The sequence below is a fragment of the Pseudoalteromonas pernae genome (assembly GCF_039831865.1).
GTDB classification, from domain to species: Bacteria; Pseudomonadota; Gammaproteobacteria; order Enterobacterales; family Alteromonadaceae; genus Pseudoalteromonas; species Pseudoalteromonas pernae.
In genome coordinates, this window is record NZ_JBDODM010000002.1 from 88973 (window position 1) to 109169 (window position 20197).

Below are 20197 nucleotides of genomic sequence, written 5' to 3' on the forward strand. Positions count from 1 at the left end.
ATAGTAATTCTAATAGAACAAAAAAAGCACAAAATGATAAAAACCCTTATAAATCACAGTGTAAAAGAGTTAACCCCATACAAAATGATTAAATAATCATCTTTAAAAAAATATTCGCTATTAGTTTTTTTTATCCGAAAAAAATAATTTTTCTAGTTTGAACAATTTTACAGAGAGATTTAATATTCTCCCTGTACTGAGCTAGCGCAACCAACTATGGCTCTTATGCACAGTTCATGAGGTGGTTTCTGATTCCCCACCTCACCCATTAGCTAATTGGCCCTACTACTAATTAGCTGATGTATTTTCGGATTTACTTCCTTCAACTTGTTGTTTAGCCCGCTTCCTAGCGGGCTTTTTTTTACCTTAACGCCACCGATGCTAATCGCAGAAGTCTTAATGCCTTGTGAATCACATCTCAACTTATGACTAATCGACATAAAAAAGCCGAACTCATAGGCTCGGCAGGGTATTTCTAAATAATAATTGAACTTTACGACTGCGCTTTTTGCAGACCAAAGTGCGCATAAGCATGGTTTGATACGATACGCCCTCTTGGTGTGCGTTGAATAAACCCTTGCTGGATAAGATAAGGCTCGATGACATCCTCGATGGTTTCCTTCTCTTCACCAATAGCTGCAGCTAAGTTTTCTAAACCGACCGGGCCGCCCATAAACTTTTCAATTATTGCCAGTAGATACTTACGGTCCATATAGTCAAATCCGCTTTTATCCACATCGACCATGTCCAACGCTTGAGCTGCGATACTCGCACATACTGAGCCATCACCTTTTACTTCTGCGAAGTCACGTACACGGCGTAGTAATCGGTTGGCAATTCGAGGCGTGCCGCGCGAGCGCTTCGCCACTTCGTACGCACCTTGTTCATCGATTTCCAAACCAAGATGAAAGGCAGAGCGTTTTACAATTGAGGCAAGATCGTCAACGTTATAGAACTCCAAACGCTGCACAATACCGAATCGATCGCGCAGAGGGGATGTCAACGAACCCGCTCTAGTAGTCGCACCAATTAAGGTGAAAGGTGGCAAATCCAGTTTAATTGACCGCGCAGCTGGCCCTTCGCCAATCATGATATCAAGCTGATAATCTTCCATGGCTGGATAAAGAATCTCCTCAACATGCGGACTCATGCGGTGAATTTCATCAATAAATAAGACATCATGAGCCTCAAGGTTGGTGAGCAAGGCTGCCAAATCCCCTGCTTTTTCTAGCACTGGGCCTGAGGTTGTTTTGATGCTCACTTCTAATTCATTGGCAACAATATTGGCTAAGGTTGTTTTACCTAAACCTGGGGGACCAAAAATGAGCAAATGATCGAGCGCTTCACTGCGTGAGCGAGCCGCTTCGATAAAAATATCCATTTGTTGTTTAACATGCGGTTGCCCATGGTAGTCCGCCAGCAGTTTTGGACGTATTGCTCTATCAACGACGTCTTCATTGCCTTGCTGTTGAGGCTCTATCAACCTATCCGCTTCAATCATGTATTTGTCTCGTTAGAGTATCTCGTTACAGCATCGCTCTAAGCGCTTGCTTAATAATTTCTTCAGAAGTCATGGTCTCTTGAGCAACTGCTTTTACTGCCTTGACCGCTTGGTTGTTCTTATAACCTAGAGATTCAAGTGCCGCAACTGCATCGTCCTGAGCACTTCCGTGGACAAGTGTATCACCACCAGCCAAAGAGAGTGCTGCTGCATCGGTGTGTGGCGTGAATAAATCTGGGCCCCAGTCCTTGAGCCTGTCTTTCATTTCTAACACTAAACGCTCAGCGGTTTTTTTACCAACCCCAGGAAGCTTAACCAAGGTGCTTGCATCACCTTGGTGAACACAACGAATAAACTGCTCCGCAGACATGCCTGACAAAATACCCAGCCCTAACTTTGGTCCGACGCCGTTGGCTTTGAGTAATTCACGGAATAAGGCACGCTCATTTTTGGTGTTAAAGCCAAATAGCAGTTGGGCATCCTCACGCACAACAAAATGGGTGAACAAGGTGACTTGTTGCCCACACTCTGGCAAGGCATAGAAGCAACTCATTGGTAAGTTTATTTCATAGCCGACACCGCCGACATCAACCAATACTTCTGGTGGTTGCTTCTCTACTAATTCCCCGCGAATTCGTCCAATCATTGCTACCTCTGAGTTACCTTAAGCGGCCACGCACCGTTTTACGTGCCTGACCTGCCAATTTAATTAGATTCTGTTGTGAGTGACCATGACACATGGCAATCGCCAGCGCATCAGCAGCATCTGCCTGAGGAGTTGCTGGTAATTTTAAGATATGTTTAACCATATGCTGGACCTGCGTCTTCTCAGCAGAGCCCTTACCTACAACCGCTTGCTTTACTTGCCTTGCTGAGTATTCATGCACTGGGATATCTGCCATCGTCGCCGCAACAATAGCCGCACCGCGCGCCTGACCGAGCTTCAACGCTGAGTCTGGATTGTGGGCCATAAACACCTGCTCAATAGCAAATGAGTCTGGATTGAATTGACTAATCAGTTGCGTCACGCCTTGGAAAATCATTTTCAAGCGCTCAGGGAATGGATTGTCGCCTAATTTAATGCACCCACTGCCTAAATAGGCAAATTTATGGCCTTGTTGTTGTATCACGCCATAGCCTGTGAATCGCGAGCCGGGATCAATACCCAAAATTATACTCACTCACATACCTTATTATTGTTTTAGCTGTGAATAATGGTAACTGTATGGATGACCAGTGTAAAGGCAATCACCGTGAAAAAGCTGCTTTGTAATGTCTGGCAGGTAATCTGAGGGCTAAAAATACAAAAAGCGGCCGAAGCCGCTTTTGTTATATATCAAGAGTCAAAAACTTATTCGCCTTGCTCTTGCTCTGCATTTGCCTTTGGTGCAATTGCGATACCTAGCTCTTTAAGCGCATCTGGGTTTGCTGGGCTAGGTGCTTCTGTCATAAGACAAGAAGCCTGCGTTGTTTTCGGGAAGGCAATAACGTCACGAATATTGTCTGTACCACAAAGCAACATCACTAAACGGTCTAGACCGAATGCTAAACCAGCGTGTGGCGGTGTACCGTACTTTAATGCGTCGAGTAGGAAGCCAAACTTGTCTTGTTGTTCTTGCGCATCAATACCTAATACGCGGAACGCTGTTTCTTGCATCTCGCTATTGTGGATACGCACAGAGCCACCACCTACTTCGTAGCCGTTCAATACCATGTCATAGGCATCAGAAAGCGTACCCGCAGGGTTTGCTTCAAGCTCTTGTGGGCTCACGCCTTTTGGTGCAGTGAATGGGTGGTGTACTGCGTGTAAGTTGCCTTCTTCGTCTTCTTCAAACATTGGGAAGTCTACAACCCACAGCGGCGCCCATTTAGAAAGATCTGTAAGCTCTAAGTCTAAGCCAATCTTTAAGCGCAATGCGCCCATCGCTTCGTTTACCACGTTGCGCGAATCGGCACCGAATAGGATGATGTCACCACTTTGCGCATTAGTACGCTCAAGCAAGGCAGTGATTACTTCTTCGTTCAAGAACTTAGCAATCGGTGATTGTACACCTTCTGCACCCGCTGCGCGGTCATTCACCTTCATCCACGCTAAACCTTTTGCACCGTAGATGCCGATAAACTTGGTGTAGTCATCGATTTGTTTGCGTGATAACTCTGCGCCACCCGGCACTGTTAGCACCGCTACACGACCTTTTTCGTCATTTGCTGGGCCTGAGAACACTTTAAACTCAACGTCTTTAACTAGGTCCGCTACGTCGATTAATTCCATCGGGTTACGAAGATCTGGTTTGTCTGAACCAAAACGGCGCATCGCTTCTTCGTAAGCCATGACTGGGAACTGACCTAGGTCTACGTCCAATAACTCTAACCACATTTCACGGATTAGTTTTTCAGTTACAGCACGTACTTGATCAGATGTCATGAATGACGTTTCGATATCGATTTGTGTAAATTCTGGCTGACGGTCTGCACGTAAGTCTTCGTCACGGAAACATTTAACAATCTGATAGTAACGGTCAAAACCAGACATCATCAGTAATTGCTTAAACAGCTGTGGAGACTGAGGTAATGCGTAGAAGCTGCCATGGTGAACACGGCTTGGTACTAAATAGTCACGTGCGCCTTCTGGCGTTGCTTTAGTTAGTACTGGCGTCTCAATATCTAGGAAATCGTTACTGTCTAAGAAACGACGCACGAAGCTTGATGCTTTTGCGCGCAGTTTGATACGGTCGCTCATTTCTAAACGACGTAAGTCTAGATAACGGTATTTAAGGCGACGCTCTTCTGAGTTTTGTTGGTTAAAATCAAGCGGCAATGCTTCAGAGCGGTTAATAATTTCTAGACCGACACCCAAGATTTCAACTTCGCCTGTAGCCATGTCTTTATTCACTTGGCTTTGAGGACGAGCGCGAACAATACCTTTGATCTGAACGCAGAATTCTTGACGAAGTTTGTTCGCTTTTTCCATCAACCCTTCAACTTCAGGGTCAAAAACAACCTGCACTAGGCCTTCGCGGTCACGCACGTCGACGAAGATCAAACCACCAAGATCACGGCGTTTGTTGATCCAACCACAAAGAGTAACCTCTTGGTCGACATGACTTTTATTCAAATGTCCGCAATAAATAGAGCGCATAATATTCCTGTTTTAATTGTAGTAGCGTGGGCTAGTTGCACGCAAAGGCCAAATAAATTGCGTCAATTATATAAAAACGGCGGTCAATGTCACGAAGCAAACACTTTGTTGGTCAATTATTCGACACAAGCATTGCTAAGATTGTGCTAGCATATCGCGGTATTCGAAACACATGACGAGATTATTTGGCAATATGTTGTATCTTGGATGCCCGCAATGGTCCAACAACGCTTGGAAAGGTCAATTATTTGCACCCGCAACACAGGCTGCAAATATGCTTGAGCAATATGCCAGTGTCTTTAACTCAGTTGAGGGTAACACTACTTTTTATGCTGATCCGAGCCCCCAGAGCATTTCCCGATGGGTTAGCGCCACACCCGAGAGCTTTCGTTTTACCTTTAAGTTTCCCCAACGCTTTAGCCATGAATTAGCATTGCAAGTAGACTCACAATCGTTAAATCAGTGGCTGCAGTTAATGTCGCCGTTGTTTGAAAAAACGGGCTCTTTGATGCTGCAGTTGCCCGCAAGTTTTGCACCAGAGCACATGAGTCGATTACATTCCTTTATGGCTCAACTGCCTAGTGAGCTTAATTACAGTATTGAAGTACGTCACCCACGTTTTTTTGACAAAAGCGACACTGAAAAACAATTTAATCAGTATTGTCACCACCATGGCTTCGACAGAATCTGCATGGATACTCGTGCATTATTTGCTGTTAGCCCTTACAACGAAGCCATAATTGACGCGCAAAACAAGAAGCCGCATTTGCCTGTACATGCCATTGCATTAGGCCCGCGTCCTATCCTTCGTTTCGTCATAGCCAGTATGAATGATGAATATAAGTCCTTTTATGCGCCATGGCTGAAAAAAATTACGCAATGGTTAGAAGAAGGCAAACACCCCTTTGTGTTTTTACATACTGCAGATAATGATGGCGCGCCTGTGCTCGCGCGCCAATTTATGCTAGATTTGCAAGCGATTAATGGTGACCATCACCCCGTACTCAATCCTTTTCCCGGTGAGCGTAACCAACAAACGAGTTTTTTCTAAAGGCCCAGATTTTCCATAAAATCGTCGTCAATATCTGGTTCGTTTTGCGCTTTGGTTTGTGCGCTTTGTTTTTTCGCTCGGGTGCTGGCAATGATGTCGTCAGGGTCAATTGCTTCGGTAATATCAAATTCATGAAGTTTGATAAATTCTGTTTTATCCATCGCCAGTTCAAGATAAAAAATGTTCTGATTTTGCGTAGTAAAGGTCACGCGCCTTGCTTGTGGCCTGTCCATCGTGGTATCAACAGATATCTGCACTTGCTTATTAATCGCCATCATTTTCGGTTGATTCTGCGTTATTGAAGTGTGTAGCTGCTCGCGAACTTTATTAGTAAAATCACCGACAATTTGGTTCATCAGCTCCCCAAGAACATTGGCGACATCATCTGACACATGGCTTTTTGCTAATTCTTCCGGTGGCATGCCCATGTTGTTCATGTAATCACCGTAGATTTCCATCGCCGCTTGTGAGGTAAAGTTGGTTACCACCAAACCCGTAAATCCACCATCGAACAACACAAAGCACCCTATGTCAGGTCGCATGCAGGTGCGAGTAATCTTCTGCACCATGGCTGAGTAGCTTATGGTGTTGCCACTGGCAGAGGATAACACCTCCGTCACTGAGTGACACAAGGTGGAAAGGATATCCTCGGTGCTTATTACTTTATTTCTACTCATTGGTATTCTCGCTAATGAAAGTGCACCAGCTATTTTTCTACAGTCGAGATAAGAGTGTGACTGGAGCCCTTGTAGCCAGCATTAGGTATTGTTTTTTATAGATAAATATAACAATAGCAGGTTTATGAGAATTAAAGATGCTATTAACCCACTACAAATCACTCGCAAAGCTCCACACAGCGCCCGCAAAAATGTTAAAATAGTGGCATCGTTTCTAGCTAGAGCTTAGCAAAGTGTCAGCCAAAGACAGTATTTACGCATCAGAACAACACGTAAAAGACTTTACCTTTGACGCCAAAGTAGTCGAAGTATTCCCAGATATGATTGAGCGTTCGGTGCCCGGATATGCCACCATCGTCAGTACGCTTGGGAAGTTAGCAGGAAAATATGCGCAAGATAACAGCAATTTATACGACTTAGGCTGTTCTCTCGGTGCAGTCACCTTAAGCATGCGCCGCAACCTAAACCACTCAGGCTGTGAAATCATCGCTATCGATAATTCACAAGCTATGGTTGAGCGTTGCCGATTGCATCTTGAAGGCTTTCGTTCAACGGTTCCCGTGCGCGTTGAGCTCGGTGACATCCTCGATGCAAAATTAGAAAATGCCTCAGTAATCGCAATGAACTTCACCATGCAGTTTATAGAACCTGAGCAACGTGAAGCGCTGCTGCGTCGCATTTACAACGCGCTTAAACCTGGCGGTGTATTGCTGCTGAGTGAGAAACTTCGTGGTGAAAACCAAGAAGTTGATGAGTTACTAATTGACTTACACCACGACTTTAAGCGTGCAAATGGCTACTCCGAGTTGGAGATCAGCCAAAAGCGTACAGCAATTGAAAATGTAATGCGCACCGATACATTGACCACTCACCTTGAGCGCCTCCAAAGCTTGGGATTTAGCCAAACTCAAGTGTGGTATCAATGCTTTAACTTCTGCTCTATGGTTGCAATTAAATAAACGGAATAAAGATGAATCAGTGGTTTAACGAATTCTATCGCCATATCGCCTGTACTGAACTGAGTCACTGGCTCAATACCTTGCCTGCGCAATTGCAACATTGGCAAGACGAAGCTCGTCACGGCGACATGCCACAATGGCAAAAAGTATTAAACAACCTGCCAGAATTAAACGCATCAAAGGTTGATATTAAAAACGCCGTGCAAGTAGGCACTGAAGACGATATCAGTGACGGCCAGCGCAAACAGCTTACCCATTTACTAAAGCGTTTTATGCCTTGGCGTAAGGGTCCATTCTCTCTATTTGGTATCGACATCAACACCGAGTGGCGTAGTGATTGGAAGTGGGACCGCGTACTACCGCATATCAGCCCACTGCACGGTCGTAAGGTCCTCGATATAGGCTGTGGCTCTGGCTACCATCTATGGCGCATGCGCGGTGAAGGGGCTGAATTGGTTATTGGTATTGACCCAAGCGACCTGTTCCTGTGCCAGTTTCAAACTATCAAACATTACAATCCAGACCCCGCAGTGCATCTACTGCCTTTGGGTGTAGAACAACTGCCCGAGTTAAAAGCGTTTGATACCGTGTTCTCTATGGGCGTACTGTATCACCGTCGCTCACCTATCGATTTCTTAGCGCAACTAAAAGCGCAACTGCGTAAAGGCGGCGAATTAGTACTCGAAACCCTTGTGGTTGAAGGTGATATAAATACCGTTCTGGTACCAGAAGATCGTTACGCGAAAATGCGCAATGTCTGGTACATACCCAGCACTGAGGCACTGATGCTGTGGATGCGTCGTGTTGGCTTCAAAGATATTCGTGTTGTGGATACCGACCAGACTTCTTTAGATGAGCAACGCCGCACAGATTGGATGGAAAATGAGTCATTGGCTGACTTCTTAGACCCTGAAGATCCTAATAAAACTATTGAAGGCTACCCTGCACCTCTGCGTGCAGTGATCGTAGCAACTGCGTAAACAAGGACAAAGGTCCTCCTTTTCCTAGCTAAGCCGTGGCATTTGCTGTAAAATGCCCGGCGTTTCAAAGCAACCCTAAATTGAATTTTGAGGAAACCCCGTGAGCGAACAAAAACAGTCTCTTAGCTACAAAGATGCCGGCGTCGACATTGATGCAGGTAACGCCCTAGTAGAACGCATTAAAGGCGTTGTGAAAAAGACCAAACGCCCTGAAGTTATGGGTGGCATCGGCGGCTTTGGCGCGCTATGTCAGCTACCGACTGGGTATAAAGAGCCTGTTTTAGTTGCGGGTACTGATGGTGTGGGTACCAAACTACGTCTTGCTATAGATTTGAAAAAGCACGACACAGTTGGTATCGACCTAGTCGCTATGTGTGTAAACGACCTAATCGTTCAAGGTGCTGAGCCACTATTCTTCCTTGATTACTATGCGACTGGCAAACTAGACGTAGATACAGCTGCTGACGTGGTAACTGGTATTGGCGCTGGTTGTGAGCTTTCTGGTTGTGCACTTATCGGTGGTGAAACTGCTGAAATGCCTGGTATGTATGAAGGCGATGACTACGACATGGCTGGTTTCTGCGTGGGTGTTGTAGAAAAAGAAGGCATCATTGACGGTTCAAAAGTTGCCGCTGGCGACCAACTAATTGCACTTGCTTCAAGTGGTCCTCACTCAAATGGTTACTCACTAATTCGTAAAGTATTAGAGGTATCTGGTGCAGATACAAACAGCGAGTTTGAAGGCAAAACGTTAGGCGAACACCTACTTGAGCCGACCCGCATCTATGTGAAGCCTGTACTTGAGCTACTTAAGCAAGTTGACGTTCACGCGCTTTCTCACATCACTGGTGGTGGTTTCTGGGAAAACATTCCACGCGTATTGCCTGAGTCTGCAAAAGCAGTCATCAAAGGTGACAGCTGGCAGTGGCCTGCAGTGTTCAACTGGTTGCAAGAAAACGGCAACATCGAAACGCACGAAATGTACCGCACGTTCAACTGTGGCGTAGGCATGGTGCTTGTTGTTCCAGCTGACAAACTTGAGCAAAGCCTTAGCATTCTTAAAGATGCTGGTGAAAATGCATGGCACATTGGTGAAATCCAAGATGCTGCTGCAGGCGAAGAGCAAGTTGAAATCACAGGTGGTGCGCAATAATGACGCACGGCCAGACGCCTGCCCGAATTGTTGTACTCATTTCGGGCAGTGGCTCTAATTTACAAGCGATCATCGACGCCGTTGCAGCAGGTGAAATTCCTGCACAAATTTGTGCGGTGATCAGTAACAAGGCCGATGCCTATGGCCTTGAGCGTGCCAAAAACGCGGGGATTGAAACTCAGGTTTTAGACCACAAAGCGTTCGAGTCACGCGAGGATTATGATGCTGCATTAGGTGAGCTCATTGACAGTTTTTCACCTAACTGTGTTGTATTAGCTGGATTTATGCGTATTCTAAGTGCTGGCTTAGTGCAAAAATTTAAGGGAAAAATGTTGAACATTCACCCTTCTTTGTTGCCTAAGTACCAAGGGCTGAATACCCACCAGCGTGCTTTAGATGCGAACGATAAAGTGCATGGCGTTAGTGTTCACTTTGTGACTGAAGAACTTGATGGCGGACCTGTGATTGTACAAGCCCAAGTTCCTATCGAAGACGGTGATACCGCACAAAGTTTGGCACAAAAAGTACATGCACAAGAACATATTATCTATCCGTTGGTGGTTAAGTGGTTCAGCGAACAACGACTGACTATGGAAGATAACTATGCAGTGCTCGATAACAACACCCTTCCAAGCCAAGGCGCCGATCTCAACGCGTTTTTGGGCAGCTAAGTATCTCTTTGCCGCAGCATTAAGTTGCGGCACTGTATCCTCAGCATTTGCACAACAAGACACAAATGCGACCACAGCAACACCTTCTTCTTTGATTGAATACAACGCCACCTACTATGTTACTCGCCAAGGCGAACGACACGGTGAAGCACAACGATCGTTACAAAAAGTAGGCGATAACACCTACGAATTAAGCTATCGCAGTGAAATTGAGTGGATGGTGTTTTCCGATGAACGTGAAGAAAGTAGTCGTTTCGAATATATCGACGGTGATGTAACGCCTCTTGATTACAAGCTAGAGCGCACAGGCACAGGTCCAGATAAAACCTACAAAATTAGCTTTGATCATGCAGAGCAACAAGTGTTCTCAAACCAATCAAAGTACGCAGTAGAGTGCCCATGGAATCCCGATTACCAAGACGTATTGTCATACCAGATTGCCCTACGAAAAGGGTTGGCCAATGGTGAGACCAAGTTTTCTTACCCCATTATTGACAAAAAAGGGAACACTCGGGAGTACCAATTTGAAGTCCTAGGTACTGAAACCATTACATTGCCAATTGGCAATGTTGAGACCATCAAAGTAAAACGCGTCTACGACAATGATAAACGACAAGCTATGGTTTGGTTTGCACCGAGCATGAATTACATGATGGTGCGAATGTTTAAAGGTAAAGATGGCGTAGAGCAATTCCAAGTAGAATTGGCTACTTACACAGCAAATAACTAATATCCTGAGTTTAGAAAAAGCGCCCTAGGGCGCTTTTTTTATTCACTGTTCTTGTTACTGCAGTCACCGGCGTATGGGCGCCAGTGAACCGCAATTAAGAGCATTGCTTTGCTTGCTCCGTCTGGCTCACCGTGAGCAATTGACCTTGCGCACTAAAAGTTAATGCTAACAAAGCACCTGGCTGCGCATTTAAGTCTGATTCACGGACAACCTTGTCTGCGAGGTCTTCACTCAACGCAATCAGTACCTGCTGACGGCAATCAGCCAGTAACCAATCCCCTTCTCGCTGCACCAATCTCGCAACACGAACAGGCTGTTCACTACCAAGCGCTGAATACGCTTGTTGCTGCACCCGCAAATTGTTTGCTAACTGCTGCTCCGCGCTATTAATGCTGCGCACGTTTTTTGGCACCTGCTGAGATACCCGTACTCGCTGTTGCCCATTTACTTCATCATAAATCTCAATGTGCTCATACGCCACCACACTGTAAAGCGCCTGCTTGTCACTGCGAAATTCAAGCAAGGTGATTGAGACTAAGGTGATCAGTGCGCAACAAGCAACAAGCCACTGGCTTTGCTGCCACCAATTGCGTGTGCTAGAAGTCCTATCGGTTTTAGATAACATCGCTAACAGCGCACGTTTTTCGCTGCCCGTTAATTTGTTTTGTTGCTTTTCATACTCATGAGCCTGCTTGAGTTTATCAAATTCTCTGTGGTTCATTGGCTCTCTCCTACGTGCATGGCGTCTGCAATTTTTCCTCGAGCATATCGCAACCGCGTCTTAATGCTTTCCTTTTCCGTGTGAGTGATATCAGCTATCTCTTGCACACTAAACCCTTCGAGTTGCAAACTCAGCGCTTCGCGTTGTAAATAAGGCAAGTCTTGTATCGCTTTAGCCAAGTGCTCACTCGTCGCTTGGTCTATTAATTGCTGCGCATAATCATCATCGATGCGCATTTGCACAAAAGAATCAGCGTCTTCCCAAGCCAGCTCAGGTTTTTGCTTACGCAGTAGATCAATGAGCTTGTTGCGGGCGACACTAAATAGCCAGGCTTTAAAATTACTGTGTGCATCAACGCGAAATCGAGCAGGATTAGCTAACCACGTGAGCCAGACTTCTTGCAGTAAATCCAATGCGCATTGACGCTGGCTGTAACTATCAAATTTCACGCTTTTGAGCTGCGCAATTAGGAAGTACAACACATCGTCACTGAGGCGCGTAACTAACTCCTCCTTCGCCTTAGCACTATCTGGTGCGCGCAGGGCAAGTTCTTCGTTACTTAATTGGCGTACATCAGGCGCCAATGGCGCAAATAGCCTAGATGCCACTGCTTTAAGCATCGTTACTCCTTAGCTGTGCGGCACCTCAAAGTGTGCCGCTCCTTGCACTGTTACTGTTGTAAATTAAAATCTAGTCTTACTTGTTGATTGCTCTGAACCTTTGCTACACCATCGACTACCATGGGGTTAAACTTCCACTTCTTTAGTGCTCTTAGTGCATCTTTATCAAAAGTGCGTTTGGGCTCAGCGTCGATGACTTTAGCATTGATCACTTGCCCAGTGGCAGAAATATCGTAACTCAAAACCACATAACCTTCGATGCCATCTCGAGCTGCCGCTGCGGGGTACTGTGGCGGAACACGAACCAAGGGCATCGCCTGTCCTGATCCGTTTTGACCAAAATTAAAGGTCTCACGGGCAGTCGTATCAATGCTCGGCATATCAAATGGTATGATACCGGTCTCCCCCCCTGGTTCCATTGGCATTTCTTGACGTGTTTGCGGACGTTCCTGAGGTTTAGGTGGTACCGGGCGTTCTCTTTCAATGACTTTAATGTCTTGAGGCTGCTCCATGATCACAACCGAAATATCTTCCAACTCTTGATCATGAGTACGCGCGGGCTGATTTAGCAGCGACACCATAAAACTAAAGGTAGCAATTGTTATTACAGATGCTGCAACCAAGCACAAAGTGATTTTTAGACTTGGCTTCAACCACTGTGATTGATGGTTCATGGTCATTTGCATAGGATTCCCCTTAAAACTGAATGAGCAACACATTTGATTATGTGTTACTCATACAACGTCTGGGGATCAGAAAAGGGGTGAAAGTTTTTTCACTTTTTGACACGAACCTTGCAGTTACCAGTTCGTTATTCACTTTGCGCGAGTTCGACCTCAACTTCTTCAATTAATTGTGGTACATAGGCGCGCAGCGCTTTAAGCTGCGGCTCAACAGCGAGACTATTGTTGGACGCCGCATCTTCAATTTGAGCAAGCAAACTGTGCAAAGGCACTGCACTAATCTCACCACACAAGCCCTTAAAGGCATGCGCAGCTTGGCGCACACTATCGTACTCTCCCGATGCAACGGCCTCTTCGAGAATGGCCATTTTATTGGGTGCTGTTTTTACAAACATTGCACAGATTTTGTTTAGTAAATCTTCTTTGTTTAACAGGCGCTTTAATGCTGCATCCCTGTCCCACAATTCAACTGGGTTGTTAGCACCAACTGATTTGCTCTGTTCTGTATTTGTATCTGTATCCGAATCTGAATATGACAAAATCCACCTCACTACTTTTACTTCTGCTTCCTCGACCACTAGCGGTTTGCTCACATAATCATTCATACCCGCCGCCAAACACTTCTCTTTTTCACCCAACAAGGCGTTTGCCGTCATTGCGATAATGGGCACATGAGAATTATGCATACCCGCTGCGCCCGAACGGATTTTCATCGTTGTGTCATAGCCATTAAGAATGGGCATCTGACAATCCATCAATACACAACTAACAACAATACCTCGCTCATTCAAGTGGTTAAGCACATCAATCGCCTCTTGGCCGTTGTTTGCACGGACAAAGTCTACGGGTAGTGACGATAACATACCCACGGCAACCTCAATATTGATGTCGTTATCATCAACAATCAGAACCGTTTTACCAACCAACTTTTTAATTTTCTCTGGTGGCGTGATAGCGTTGTTGTCAGTGATATTTGCGTGACTACTAATGGCCTTTGCCTGTTCAGGATCAGCAATCATGCGCAATAACTCCGAGCGGATTATCGGCTTATTAAGTTTTAAAGTGCGGATAACCTTGCTATTGACAACCGGGCAACTTGCAGACTGCAATGCAACCACCGGAGGCAGTTTAAGTTTGGGGTGTTTACTGAGTATAGTCTCTAAACGCTCTACTCCTTGATCTTTGCTATCAATAAAAATCATATCGTATGTAGATAAGCTAGACGCATCAATTTGTGCTAGTTCACAACTTTGCACCTGTGCTCCGTCAAACACCAAGACCTCACGAAGGTGTAGGGTTAGCGCGAGGTTATCCGTAAAAATAAGCGCTCTAAAGGCACTTAATTGTTTAGAGTGGCCGCGTAGTTTAACGCAGCCTAGTGACAAGGTAATATGGCAGGTAAACTCACTACCCTGATTGAGCTGTGATTTAAAACGTATATCGCCATTTAATAATTGACTCAACTGCCGGCAAATAGATAACCCCAGGCCGGTGCCACCATATTTTGCAGCCACTCCCGAATTTGCCTGAGTAAATGCACTGAATAATTTGCCCTGGGACTCCTCGGCAATGCCGACTCCGGTATCTGCAACGCTTACTGAGAGCTCATATTGACTATTATTGACGACCTCTCCTTTGGCGGTAATTTTCACATGACCGTATTCGGTAAACTTAATCGCGTTGCTAATGAGGTTGTTTATAATTTGTGTGAAGCGATGTGGATCGGTGATCACCTCTTGGCAGTGCAATTCTTTGGTATCAACAAACACTTCTAAGTTTTTATCAAAGGCCTTGACCGCCGATGACACCACCACACTTTCAATTAATGCCACGGGATTAAAAGGTTTAGGATTAATTTCTAATTTGCCAGCCTCAATCTTCGACAAGTCAAGAATGTCATTAATGAGGACGTTTAAGTTAGTAGCACTGAGCTCCATCATCTCCAAAAAGCGCGTTGATTTTTCAGAATGTTTTTCTCTTTTGAGTAAGCCCAGCGTACCAATAATGCCGTTTAATGGTGTACGCATCTCATGACTGATGTTAGAAATAAAAGCACTTTTTACTTCACTGGCTTTTTGCGCTTCGTCTTTGGCATGCGCTAACTGTTCAGTACGCACCCGCACTTTTTGATCAAGATCTGCGTTGAGCTTTCTGATGCTTTTATCGGCTTGCTTTTCTTTGGTGATATCACGAATGATAAGCGCGATGCCATCAAGCTGATTTTGCTCCGCTCGCATCGGGCTAACTGATATGGCATAGAAGCGCTCAACATCATCAGTGGTGGTATGCCAATCATCCGTGACTCTTTGTGCAGAGTGAGATAAGGCTTGAGTGTAAGTAGAAATGGGTAAATGCTTTAAAAAGCCTATTTGCTCAAAGTGCAATCCTTTACTCACATTCACTGTACTGCCTAGCAATACCTCGGCCGCATGGTTCATTGTAGTGAGCCTTCCTGCCATATCGAGACTTATAATCGCATCAATAGAGCCCTCAACAATGGCTGATGACTCTCGACGAGCCTCAGCTAATAACTGACTACGCACAGCACTGCGGTGAAAGTTAAACATGACAATAGCTGTAATGCTCAATGCCGCAATCAAAAAAGAATAAACTGTAATCCTTTTTTCATTAATAATATCAAAAACATAAGATTCAGGAACAAAGACATTCAGATTAATATAACCAGATTCTTCGGTGTTTCGGGTAACCACTTGGCTGGAGAGCACATACCACTTTTTCTGGGCATCTAACTGACTTTCAACAACATAAATTGAATCATTTTTGATTGGTGGCTTATACAAAGAACCCCAGTTTATTTCGGGTGCGGTGTCGCGAGTGAAACGATAGGCTTCCTGTGGATGATAGATAATATCCTCCTCTGCCGCAGTAATTACTAGCTCGCCGAAATCCGGTACACTTTGGGCCAATTCAGCAAGCAAGTTGCTGGCATTGACGTTCATAATTAAGAAGCCAAATCTTCGTCCATCTACAGCAAACATCGGGATCGAATAGCGTATGACTGGACGATATGGAAACTCAATTTTACCATTTTCACGATTTAGGTTTAGCCGTGACATGTAAACTTGATTGGCCATTAGTTGTGAACTGGGTAAGAAGTAGGTTGAATTGCGTTTGACCTGCAAACCGTAATCAGGAACTGCCTCAATTAAACCGCCGCGACGCTCAACTCGAATTAGCTCCTTGCCTTCCCCCACCGACGAAATCACTCTCAGTTGATCAACGCTTGCCTTGTTTTGCATAAACGCTGTAAAAATGGTCTCCAGTCGATTCTTCCACTGGTTATATTCAGTGCCATCGTAGGGGTCAATGCCATCATTATAATGAGCACGTGGCAAACCTGATATGGGCGGTGTGGCATGTAAAAAGCGTAGGTCGGCATGGGCGTTGGCAATGGTATTGTGTACCAACTCTCGCATTTGTGATGTGGTGTCAGTCAAATGTGCTTGGGTGTCTTCTAAGACGCTATTTTTGACCCGCGACTCAAAAGCGACGATAGCTAACGTAAACAACACTGTAACAATGACAAGAGCGCCTAACAGCGTAAGATTTGTTTTAGCAATTGCTGAACTGCGATTATAAGTCACGGTTTCACTCTCTTCTGATTATGGTTTAGCAAAGCATCGTTGAAATCATGGTTGGGTACAGATACACCAGTGATCCAATACCTTTAATAACGCACTGTATTCCACCGGCTTAGCTAAAAAATCATCCATGCCCGCATCCAAGCAGGCCTGTTTATCACTGTCCAATACATTTGCAGTCAGGGCGACAATAGGCACCGCATTGAACGCTGGCATCGCTTTGATGAGCTTGGTTGCTTGCGGCCCATCCATTACTGGCATTTGCATGTCCATAAAAATTAAATCAAACATCTGATGTTGGCATTTTTCCACTGCTTGCTGGCCGTCATCGGCAAGCACAATATTGTTAATCCCTGCTTCTTCCAATAATGACTGTAATACCAACTGGTTAACTGCGTTGTCCTCAACAGCAAGAATCGTCAAACCTGAAAAATCAGCAATGCTATCAACATCGTCTAAGAACTGTTGTTTTTGCATTGGCTGTTCACTGGCTTGTAACGTCAGTGAAAAATAAAACCGCGACCCCTTACCAAATTCGCTTTCAACGTGCAGCTTGGAGCCCATCAATGACAACATTTTGCTGGAAATGGTGAGCCCTAATCCCGTGCCGCCAAATCGCCGAGTTATGGATGTGTCAGCCTGCGAAAATGCTTCAAATAAAGTGTGCAATTGCTCATCACGAATACCGATACCGGTATCTTTAACATTAAACTCAAGGGTCACTTCCTCACCGTGACGGGCGACCGCATGAATGTCTAAGCTCACACTGCCTTGCTCCGTAAACTTGATAGCATTGCTGAGCAAATTAATGAGTATTTGCTTTAAGCGTGTTTCATCTGTGTGAATAGTCGTGACAGCATTGGGTAATTGCTCGGCAAGAGTCAATTCGATGCCTTTGAGCTGCGCTTGCTCTTTAAATAGTTGACGAAGTTCATACAGTAACTCCTCCAAGTCTATGGGCCTCTGTTCTAACTCAATTTTACCCGCTTCGATTTTACTCAAATCCAGAATATCGTTAAGAATAACCAGCAAGCTCCTACCTGACGAGGCAATCACCTCGAGCATGCGTTGTTGCTCTTTATCCAATGAGGTGGTTCCTAAGGTATGAACCATCCCTAGGATGCCGTTCATTGGCGTGCGTATTTCATGACTCATATTGGCTAAAAATTCAGACTTAACTTGTGATGTTTTATCTGCTTCTTGTTTGGCCTCAATAAGATCTTCACTGAGTTCTCGAAACTGATGTGCAGCCCCTGCCAAAACGCCAATTTCATCAACCCGATCGGTGTCATAAATCGGCGCAGACAAGTCACCTTGTAAAAAGCTTTTGAAGCTTGTCGTTAAGCGACGGATAGCCCGAGTTATGTGAGTGTGGAAGAAGTAGCCTAGGGCAATAATAAGAATGATGGCTGCGAACGCTAAAACATTAAGCACTTGCTCAGTACGGATAATATTGGCCGCGCCCTGCTGCTGAATCGTATCCAAACGTTCAAGTGAGCGCTCCCTTATCGTGTCGACTAAATTGGTAAACTCTATGGCATCACCCGCCATGACAACATTCACTAAGGTGAGGTAATTGCGATTAGCCTGCACACTTTGCGAAAATGCTGCGCGATAGTTTTTGATAACCTCAACAACACTGGCGAGAGTTTCTTGATTGCCAGTGACAAATGCTGGGCTCAGCTGTTGTTCAAGCTTAGCTAATTCATTGAGAGCTTGTTGTACATAGCGCCTTTTTGCATACTCTTTTTTATTGAGAAACAGTCCAGCATTGTAATGCATGGTGTGCCAGGTGTTAGTTGCCTCTAGCAGTGAAAGTTTGTCTTGGTTGGTAGAGGTATTCTTAGCCAAATCTTCTAGTTGCAGCAGCATGTCTTGGTAATATTGCGGCAACTCAACATCAATGAGATTGGATTTAACTTCGTAGCGCTGAGGTAACACCTTGAGGTTCTCACCATAGCGCGTCACCAACACCTCCATGGCGGTAAATAATGCGATATCATCGTCTTGCTGAGCAAGACCTGTGATCTGCTCCAATCGGGATTTAATACTGGCATAGCTGCTTTCAATCTTAGAAAAAATCGCTTCACTACCGGATGACCCATACACCGACACATCTCTTTGGAGCTGTACAATATCATTGTTAATTCTAAGAATATTCACGGTTTGACTGGAAATGTCTAAGGTACTTTGCACCGACTGCTCTATCGTTTTTATTCGATACTCGAGCATCAAATACACACTTAAAAGCGTGACCATGAGTAAAGACAACATGATCAGCACTTTTGCAGCGATAGAGCGTTTAATTACAAAAAACACCGTTATTCCCTAGGCATTAAGTAATTCATACCATTTGTCCAAACTGTAATCGTAATTCTCCATTACTGTGTTCCACACAGCGATATTAGAGAATCGTTGTATATAGCTGCCACCATCTCGACGCTCACCAGGCTGAATAGAAATATTGCCGTCCGTGCCTTTTAGCGCTACACTCGCTTCTTGGCCCTCGTACCAATATTGCCATTCGGCATCACTCATAAGCGGACGACTGCGTTGAGGGTTAGAGATGTAATAACCTTGGCGCGCAATAAACGCACCGGGGTAACCCGAAAGCCACCAGTTCATGTACTCATAGGCAGCGTCTTTGACGGCACCTCGAGCATTCGTAGATAAGCACATCACTCCATGCCAAGCGCGATAACCCTCTTTGGGTGAGGCATACACGACCGGAATACCCTGCCCCCTGCATGCTGTTACACCTGGGGAAAACATGCTTTGGATATTCACACGATTGCTGGCCATAAATTCAACGGATTGCGGCACTGAGGTCCAGAACCCGGCAAAATGCCCTTGTTGTTTTTTCTGCATCAAGATGGCAAAAAGCGTGTCCAGTTCGTCGATTGTCATATTGCCAATGTCATTAAATGTCATTAAACCATTGGCCTGGGCTGACAAAGCGGCGTCGAAAATACCAATAGTGGGAGCGTTCACGAGCGCCACTTTGCCCTGATTAGTGTCATCAAGTAACCAACCCCAAGATTCTGTGTCGTAGGCCTTGCCTTTCTTTATGTGCTGGGTGTTGTAGCCAAAAGAGTCAACGTTATGCACATATGGCATAAAACTGATTTTCTCAGTGGGTTTACTTCCTAAGGTGCCATCTTCTTGAATAAACAAAATTTTATTAGGTGCATCGCCAGCGCCTACTTTTGCTTGGGGGGTCAGCTTACCTGTTTTAGTGAGGGAGTTTATTTCATCCCAATAGGTTAAACGTTCGACCTCAATGGGTTGAATCGCGCCCGCTTGCCAAAGAATATTAATTGAGTCTGACCATTGCTCGTATAAGTCAAAACTACTTGGGTCAGAAGCAGCCTTTTCTAGCACCGCTGCACTGCCCATAGGGGTAAATTCGAGGTTAATGCCCAACTCTTGCATAGCCCGTTGGCGCAATTCTTCTTGCAGCGTTACATGGGTGCCCATCACTCGCAAGGTCACCGTTTTTTTAGCAAAAACATAAGGGGCCTTTAACGCTACTGCAGATACCGCAGCGCCCGTGCCAAGGGTACGTAAAAAGTGTCGACGATTGATACCTTTATCCATCCGAAAGCCATCTTGTGTGATCACGATGACACTAAGTATAGTCAAGGTATTTCAATCACCTAGATTAATGCACACAAAGAGGAGAATTCATCTGCCAACAATGACTCATTCAC

Annotated in this window: 17 protein-coding genes; 6 read left to right on the top strand and 11 right to left on the bottom strand. The window is 45.1% G+C overall.

Features of this window, described 5'->3' with window-relative positions:
* Positions 1–493: 493 nt before the first annotated feature.
* The 4 genes from ruvB to aspS all read right to left on the bottom strand — a co-directional run bounded on the left by ruvB (position 494) and on the right by aspS (position 4640).
* Positions 494–1501, bottom strand: a complete 1008-nt coding sequence (gene ruvB, locus V1358_RS04510) for a Holliday junction branch migration DNA helicase RuvB (RefSeq protein WP_347390787.1) — start codon at positions 1499–1501, stop codon at positions 494–496.
* Between the two features lie 25 nt (positions 1502–1526).
* Positions 1527–2147, bottom strand: coding sequence for a Holliday junction branch migration protein RuvA (ruvA, locus tag V1358_RS04515; protein ID WP_347390788.1), 621 nt, complete (start codon positions 2145–2147; stop codon positions 1527–1529).
* 13 nt (positions 2148–2160) lie between these two features.
* On the bottom strand, positions 2161–2682 hold the full coding sequence (gene ruvC, locus V1358_RS04520; RefSeq protein ID WP_347390789.1) for a crossover junction endodeoxyribonuclease RuvC: 522 nt from the start codon (positions 2680–2682) through the stop codon (positions 2161–2163).
* 170 nt (positions 2683–2852) lie between these two features.
* Entirely contained in the window at positions 2853–4640 is a 1788-nt protein-coding gene (gene aspS / locus V1358_RS04525; RefSeq protein WP_347392746.1) for an aspartate--tRNA ligase, read from the bottom strand.
* Between the two features lie 193 nt (positions 4641–4833).
* Here aspS and V1358_RS04530 point away from each other — a divergent pair, with 193 nt between their 5' ends.
* The gene (locus V1358_RS04530; RefSeq protein ID WP_347391117.1) at positions 4834–5691 is read left to right on the top strand and encodes a DUF72 domain-containing protein; all 858 of its coding nucleotides are present in this window, start codon (positions 4834–4836) and stop codon (positions 5689–5691) included.
* On the opposite strand, the gene V1358_RS04535 is transcribed toward V1358_RS04530, so the two are convergent.
* The gene (locus V1358_RS04535) at positions 5688–6368 is read right to left on the bottom strand and encodes a DUF3334 family protein (RefSeq protein WP_347390791.1); all 681 of its coding nucleotides are present in this window, start codon (positions 6366–6368) and stop codon (positions 5688–5690) included. The two genes, V1358_RS04530 and V1358_RS04535, sit on opposite strands and share 4 nt — an antisense overlap.
* A gap of 233 nt (positions 6369–6601) precedes the next feature.
* Between V1358_RS04535 and cmoA the strand changes: the two genes are divergently transcribed.
* The 5 genes from cmoA to V1358_RS04560 all read left to right on the top strand — a co-directional run bounded on the left by cmoA (position 6602) and on the right by V1358_RS04560 (position 10861).
* Complete coding sequence (cmoA, locus tag V1358_RS04540; RefSeq protein ID WP_347392747.1) at positions 6602–7327, top strand: carboxy-S-adenosyl-L-methionine synthase CmoA; 726 nt, start codon at positions 6602–6604, stop codon at positions 7325–7327.
* Positions 7328–7338: 11 nt separating this feature from the next.
* Entirely contained in the window at positions 7339–8307 is a 969-nt protein-coding gene (gene cmoB, locus V1358_RS04545) for a tRNA 5-methoxyuridine(34)/uridine 5-oxyacetic acid(34) synthase CmoB (protein ID WP_347390793.1), read from the top strand.
* Between the two features lie 100 nt (positions 8308–8407).
* A complete protein-coding gene (purM, locus tag V1358_RS04550; protein WP_347392748.1) occupies positions 8408–9460 on the top strand; it encodes a phosphoribosylformylglycinamidine cyclo-ligase in 1053 nt (350 codons plus the stop codon).
* Positions 9460–10131, top strand: a complete 672-nt coding sequence (purN, locus tag V1358_RS04555; protein ID WP_347392749.1) for a phosphoribosylglycinamide formyltransferase — start codon at positions 9460–9462, stop codon at positions 10129–10131. Before purM ends, purN begins: the two co-directional genes overlap by 1 nt.
* Positions 10064–10861 (top strand): DUF3108 domain-containing protein, encoded by a 798-nt coding sequence (locus tag V1358_RS04560; protein WP_347390796.1) that lies wholly within the window; start codon positions 10064–10066, stop codon positions 10859–10861. Before purN ends, V1358_RS04560 begins: the two co-directional genes overlap by 68 nt.
* A gap of 94 nt (positions 10862–10955) precedes the next feature.
* Here V1358_RS04560 and V1358_RS04565 read toward each other — a convergent pair whose 3' ends face one another.
* From V1358_RS04565 to V1358_RS04590, 6 genes are all read right to left on the bottom strand, one after another.
* Complete coding sequence (locus V1358_RS04565) at positions 10956–11582, bottom strand: hypothetical protein (RefSeq protein ID WP_347392750.1); 627 nt, start codon at positions 11580–11582, stop codon at positions 10956–10958.
* Positions 11579–12202 (bottom strand): RNA polymerase sigma factor, encoded by a 624-nt coding sequence (locus V1358_RS04570; RefSeq protein WP_347390798.1) that lies wholly within the window; start codon positions 12200–12202, stop codon positions 11579–11581. Before V1358_RS04570 ends, V1358_RS04565 begins: the two co-directional genes overlap by 4 nt.
* Positions 12203–12252: 50 nt before the next feature.
* Positions 12253–12888 carry an energy transducer TonB gene (locus V1358_RS04575; protein ID WP_347392751.1) on the bottom strand — a complete coding sequence of 212 codons (636 nt, stop codon included), beginning with the start codon at positions 12886–12888 and terminating at the stop codon, positions 12253–12255.
* 125 nt (positions 12889–13013) lie between these two features.
* Positions 13014–16490 (bottom strand): ATP-binding protein, encoded by a 3477-nt coding sequence (locus tag V1358_RS04580; RefSeq protein ID WP_347392752.1) that lies wholly within the window; start codon positions 16488–16490, stop codon positions 13014–13016.
* Between the two features lie 45 nt (positions 16491–16535).
* Positions 16536–18806 carry a hybrid sensor histidine kinase/response regulator gene (locus tag V1358_RS04585; RefSeq protein WP_347392753.1) on the bottom strand — a complete coding sequence of 757 codons (2271 nt, stop codon included), beginning with the start codon at positions 18804–18806 and terminating at the stop codon, positions 16536–16538.
* 9 nt (positions 18807–18815) lie between these two features.
* Positions 18816–20084 (bottom strand): ABC transporter substrate-binding protein, encoded by a 1269-nt coding sequence (locus V1358_RS04590; protein ID WP_347393164.1) that lies wholly within the window; start codon positions 20082–20084, stop codon positions 18816–18818.
* Positions 20085–20197: the final 113 nt, after the last annotated feature.

Coding starts and splice junctions, on each gene's coding strand:
- V1358_RS04575 (WP_347392751.1), bottom strand. CDS start 12,888: ATGCAAATGACCATGAACCATCAATCACAGTGGTTGAAGCCAAGTCTA.
- V1358_RS04535 (WP_347390791.1), bottom strand. CDS start 6,368: ATGAGTAGAAATAAAGTAATAAGCACCGAGGATATCCTTTCCACCTTG.
- V1358_RS04570 (WP_347390798.1), bottom strand. CDS start 12,202: ATGCTTAAAGCAGTGGCATCTAGGCTATTTGCGCCATTGGCGCCTGAT.
- V1358_RS04590 (WP_347393164.1), bottom strand. CDS start 20,084: ATGGATAAAGGTATCAATCGTCGACACTTTTTACGTACCCTTGGCACG.
- V1358_RS04560 (WP_347390796.1), top strand. CDS start 10,064: ATGCAGTGCTCGATAACAACACCCTTCCAAGCCAAGGCGCCGATCTCA.
- cmoB (WP_347390793.1), top strand. CDS start 7,339: ATGAATCAGTGGTTTAACGAATTCTATCGCCATATCGCCTGTACTGAA.
- V1358_RS04530 (WP_347391117.1), top strand. CDS start 4,834: ATGTTGTATCTTGGATGCCCGCAATGGTCCAACAACGCTTGGAAAGGT.
- ruvA (WP_347390788.1), bottom strand. CDS start 2,147: ATGATTGGACGAATTCGCGGGGAATTAGTAGAGAAGCAACCACCAGAA.
- purN (WP_347392749.1), top strand. CDS start 9,460: ATGACGCACGGCCAGACGCCTGCCCGAATTGTTGTACTCATTTCGGGC.
- ruvB (WP_347390787.1), bottom strand. CDS start 1,501: ATGATTGAAGCGGATAGGTTGATAGAGCCTCAACAGCAAGGCAATGAA.
- aspS (WP_347392746.1), bottom strand. CDS start 4,640: ATGCGCTCTATTTATTGCGGACATTTGAATAAAAGTCATGTCGACCAA.
- V1358_RS04565 (WP_347392750.1), bottom strand. CDS start 11,582: ATGAACCACAGAGAATTTGATAAACTCAAGCAGGCTCATGAGTATGAA.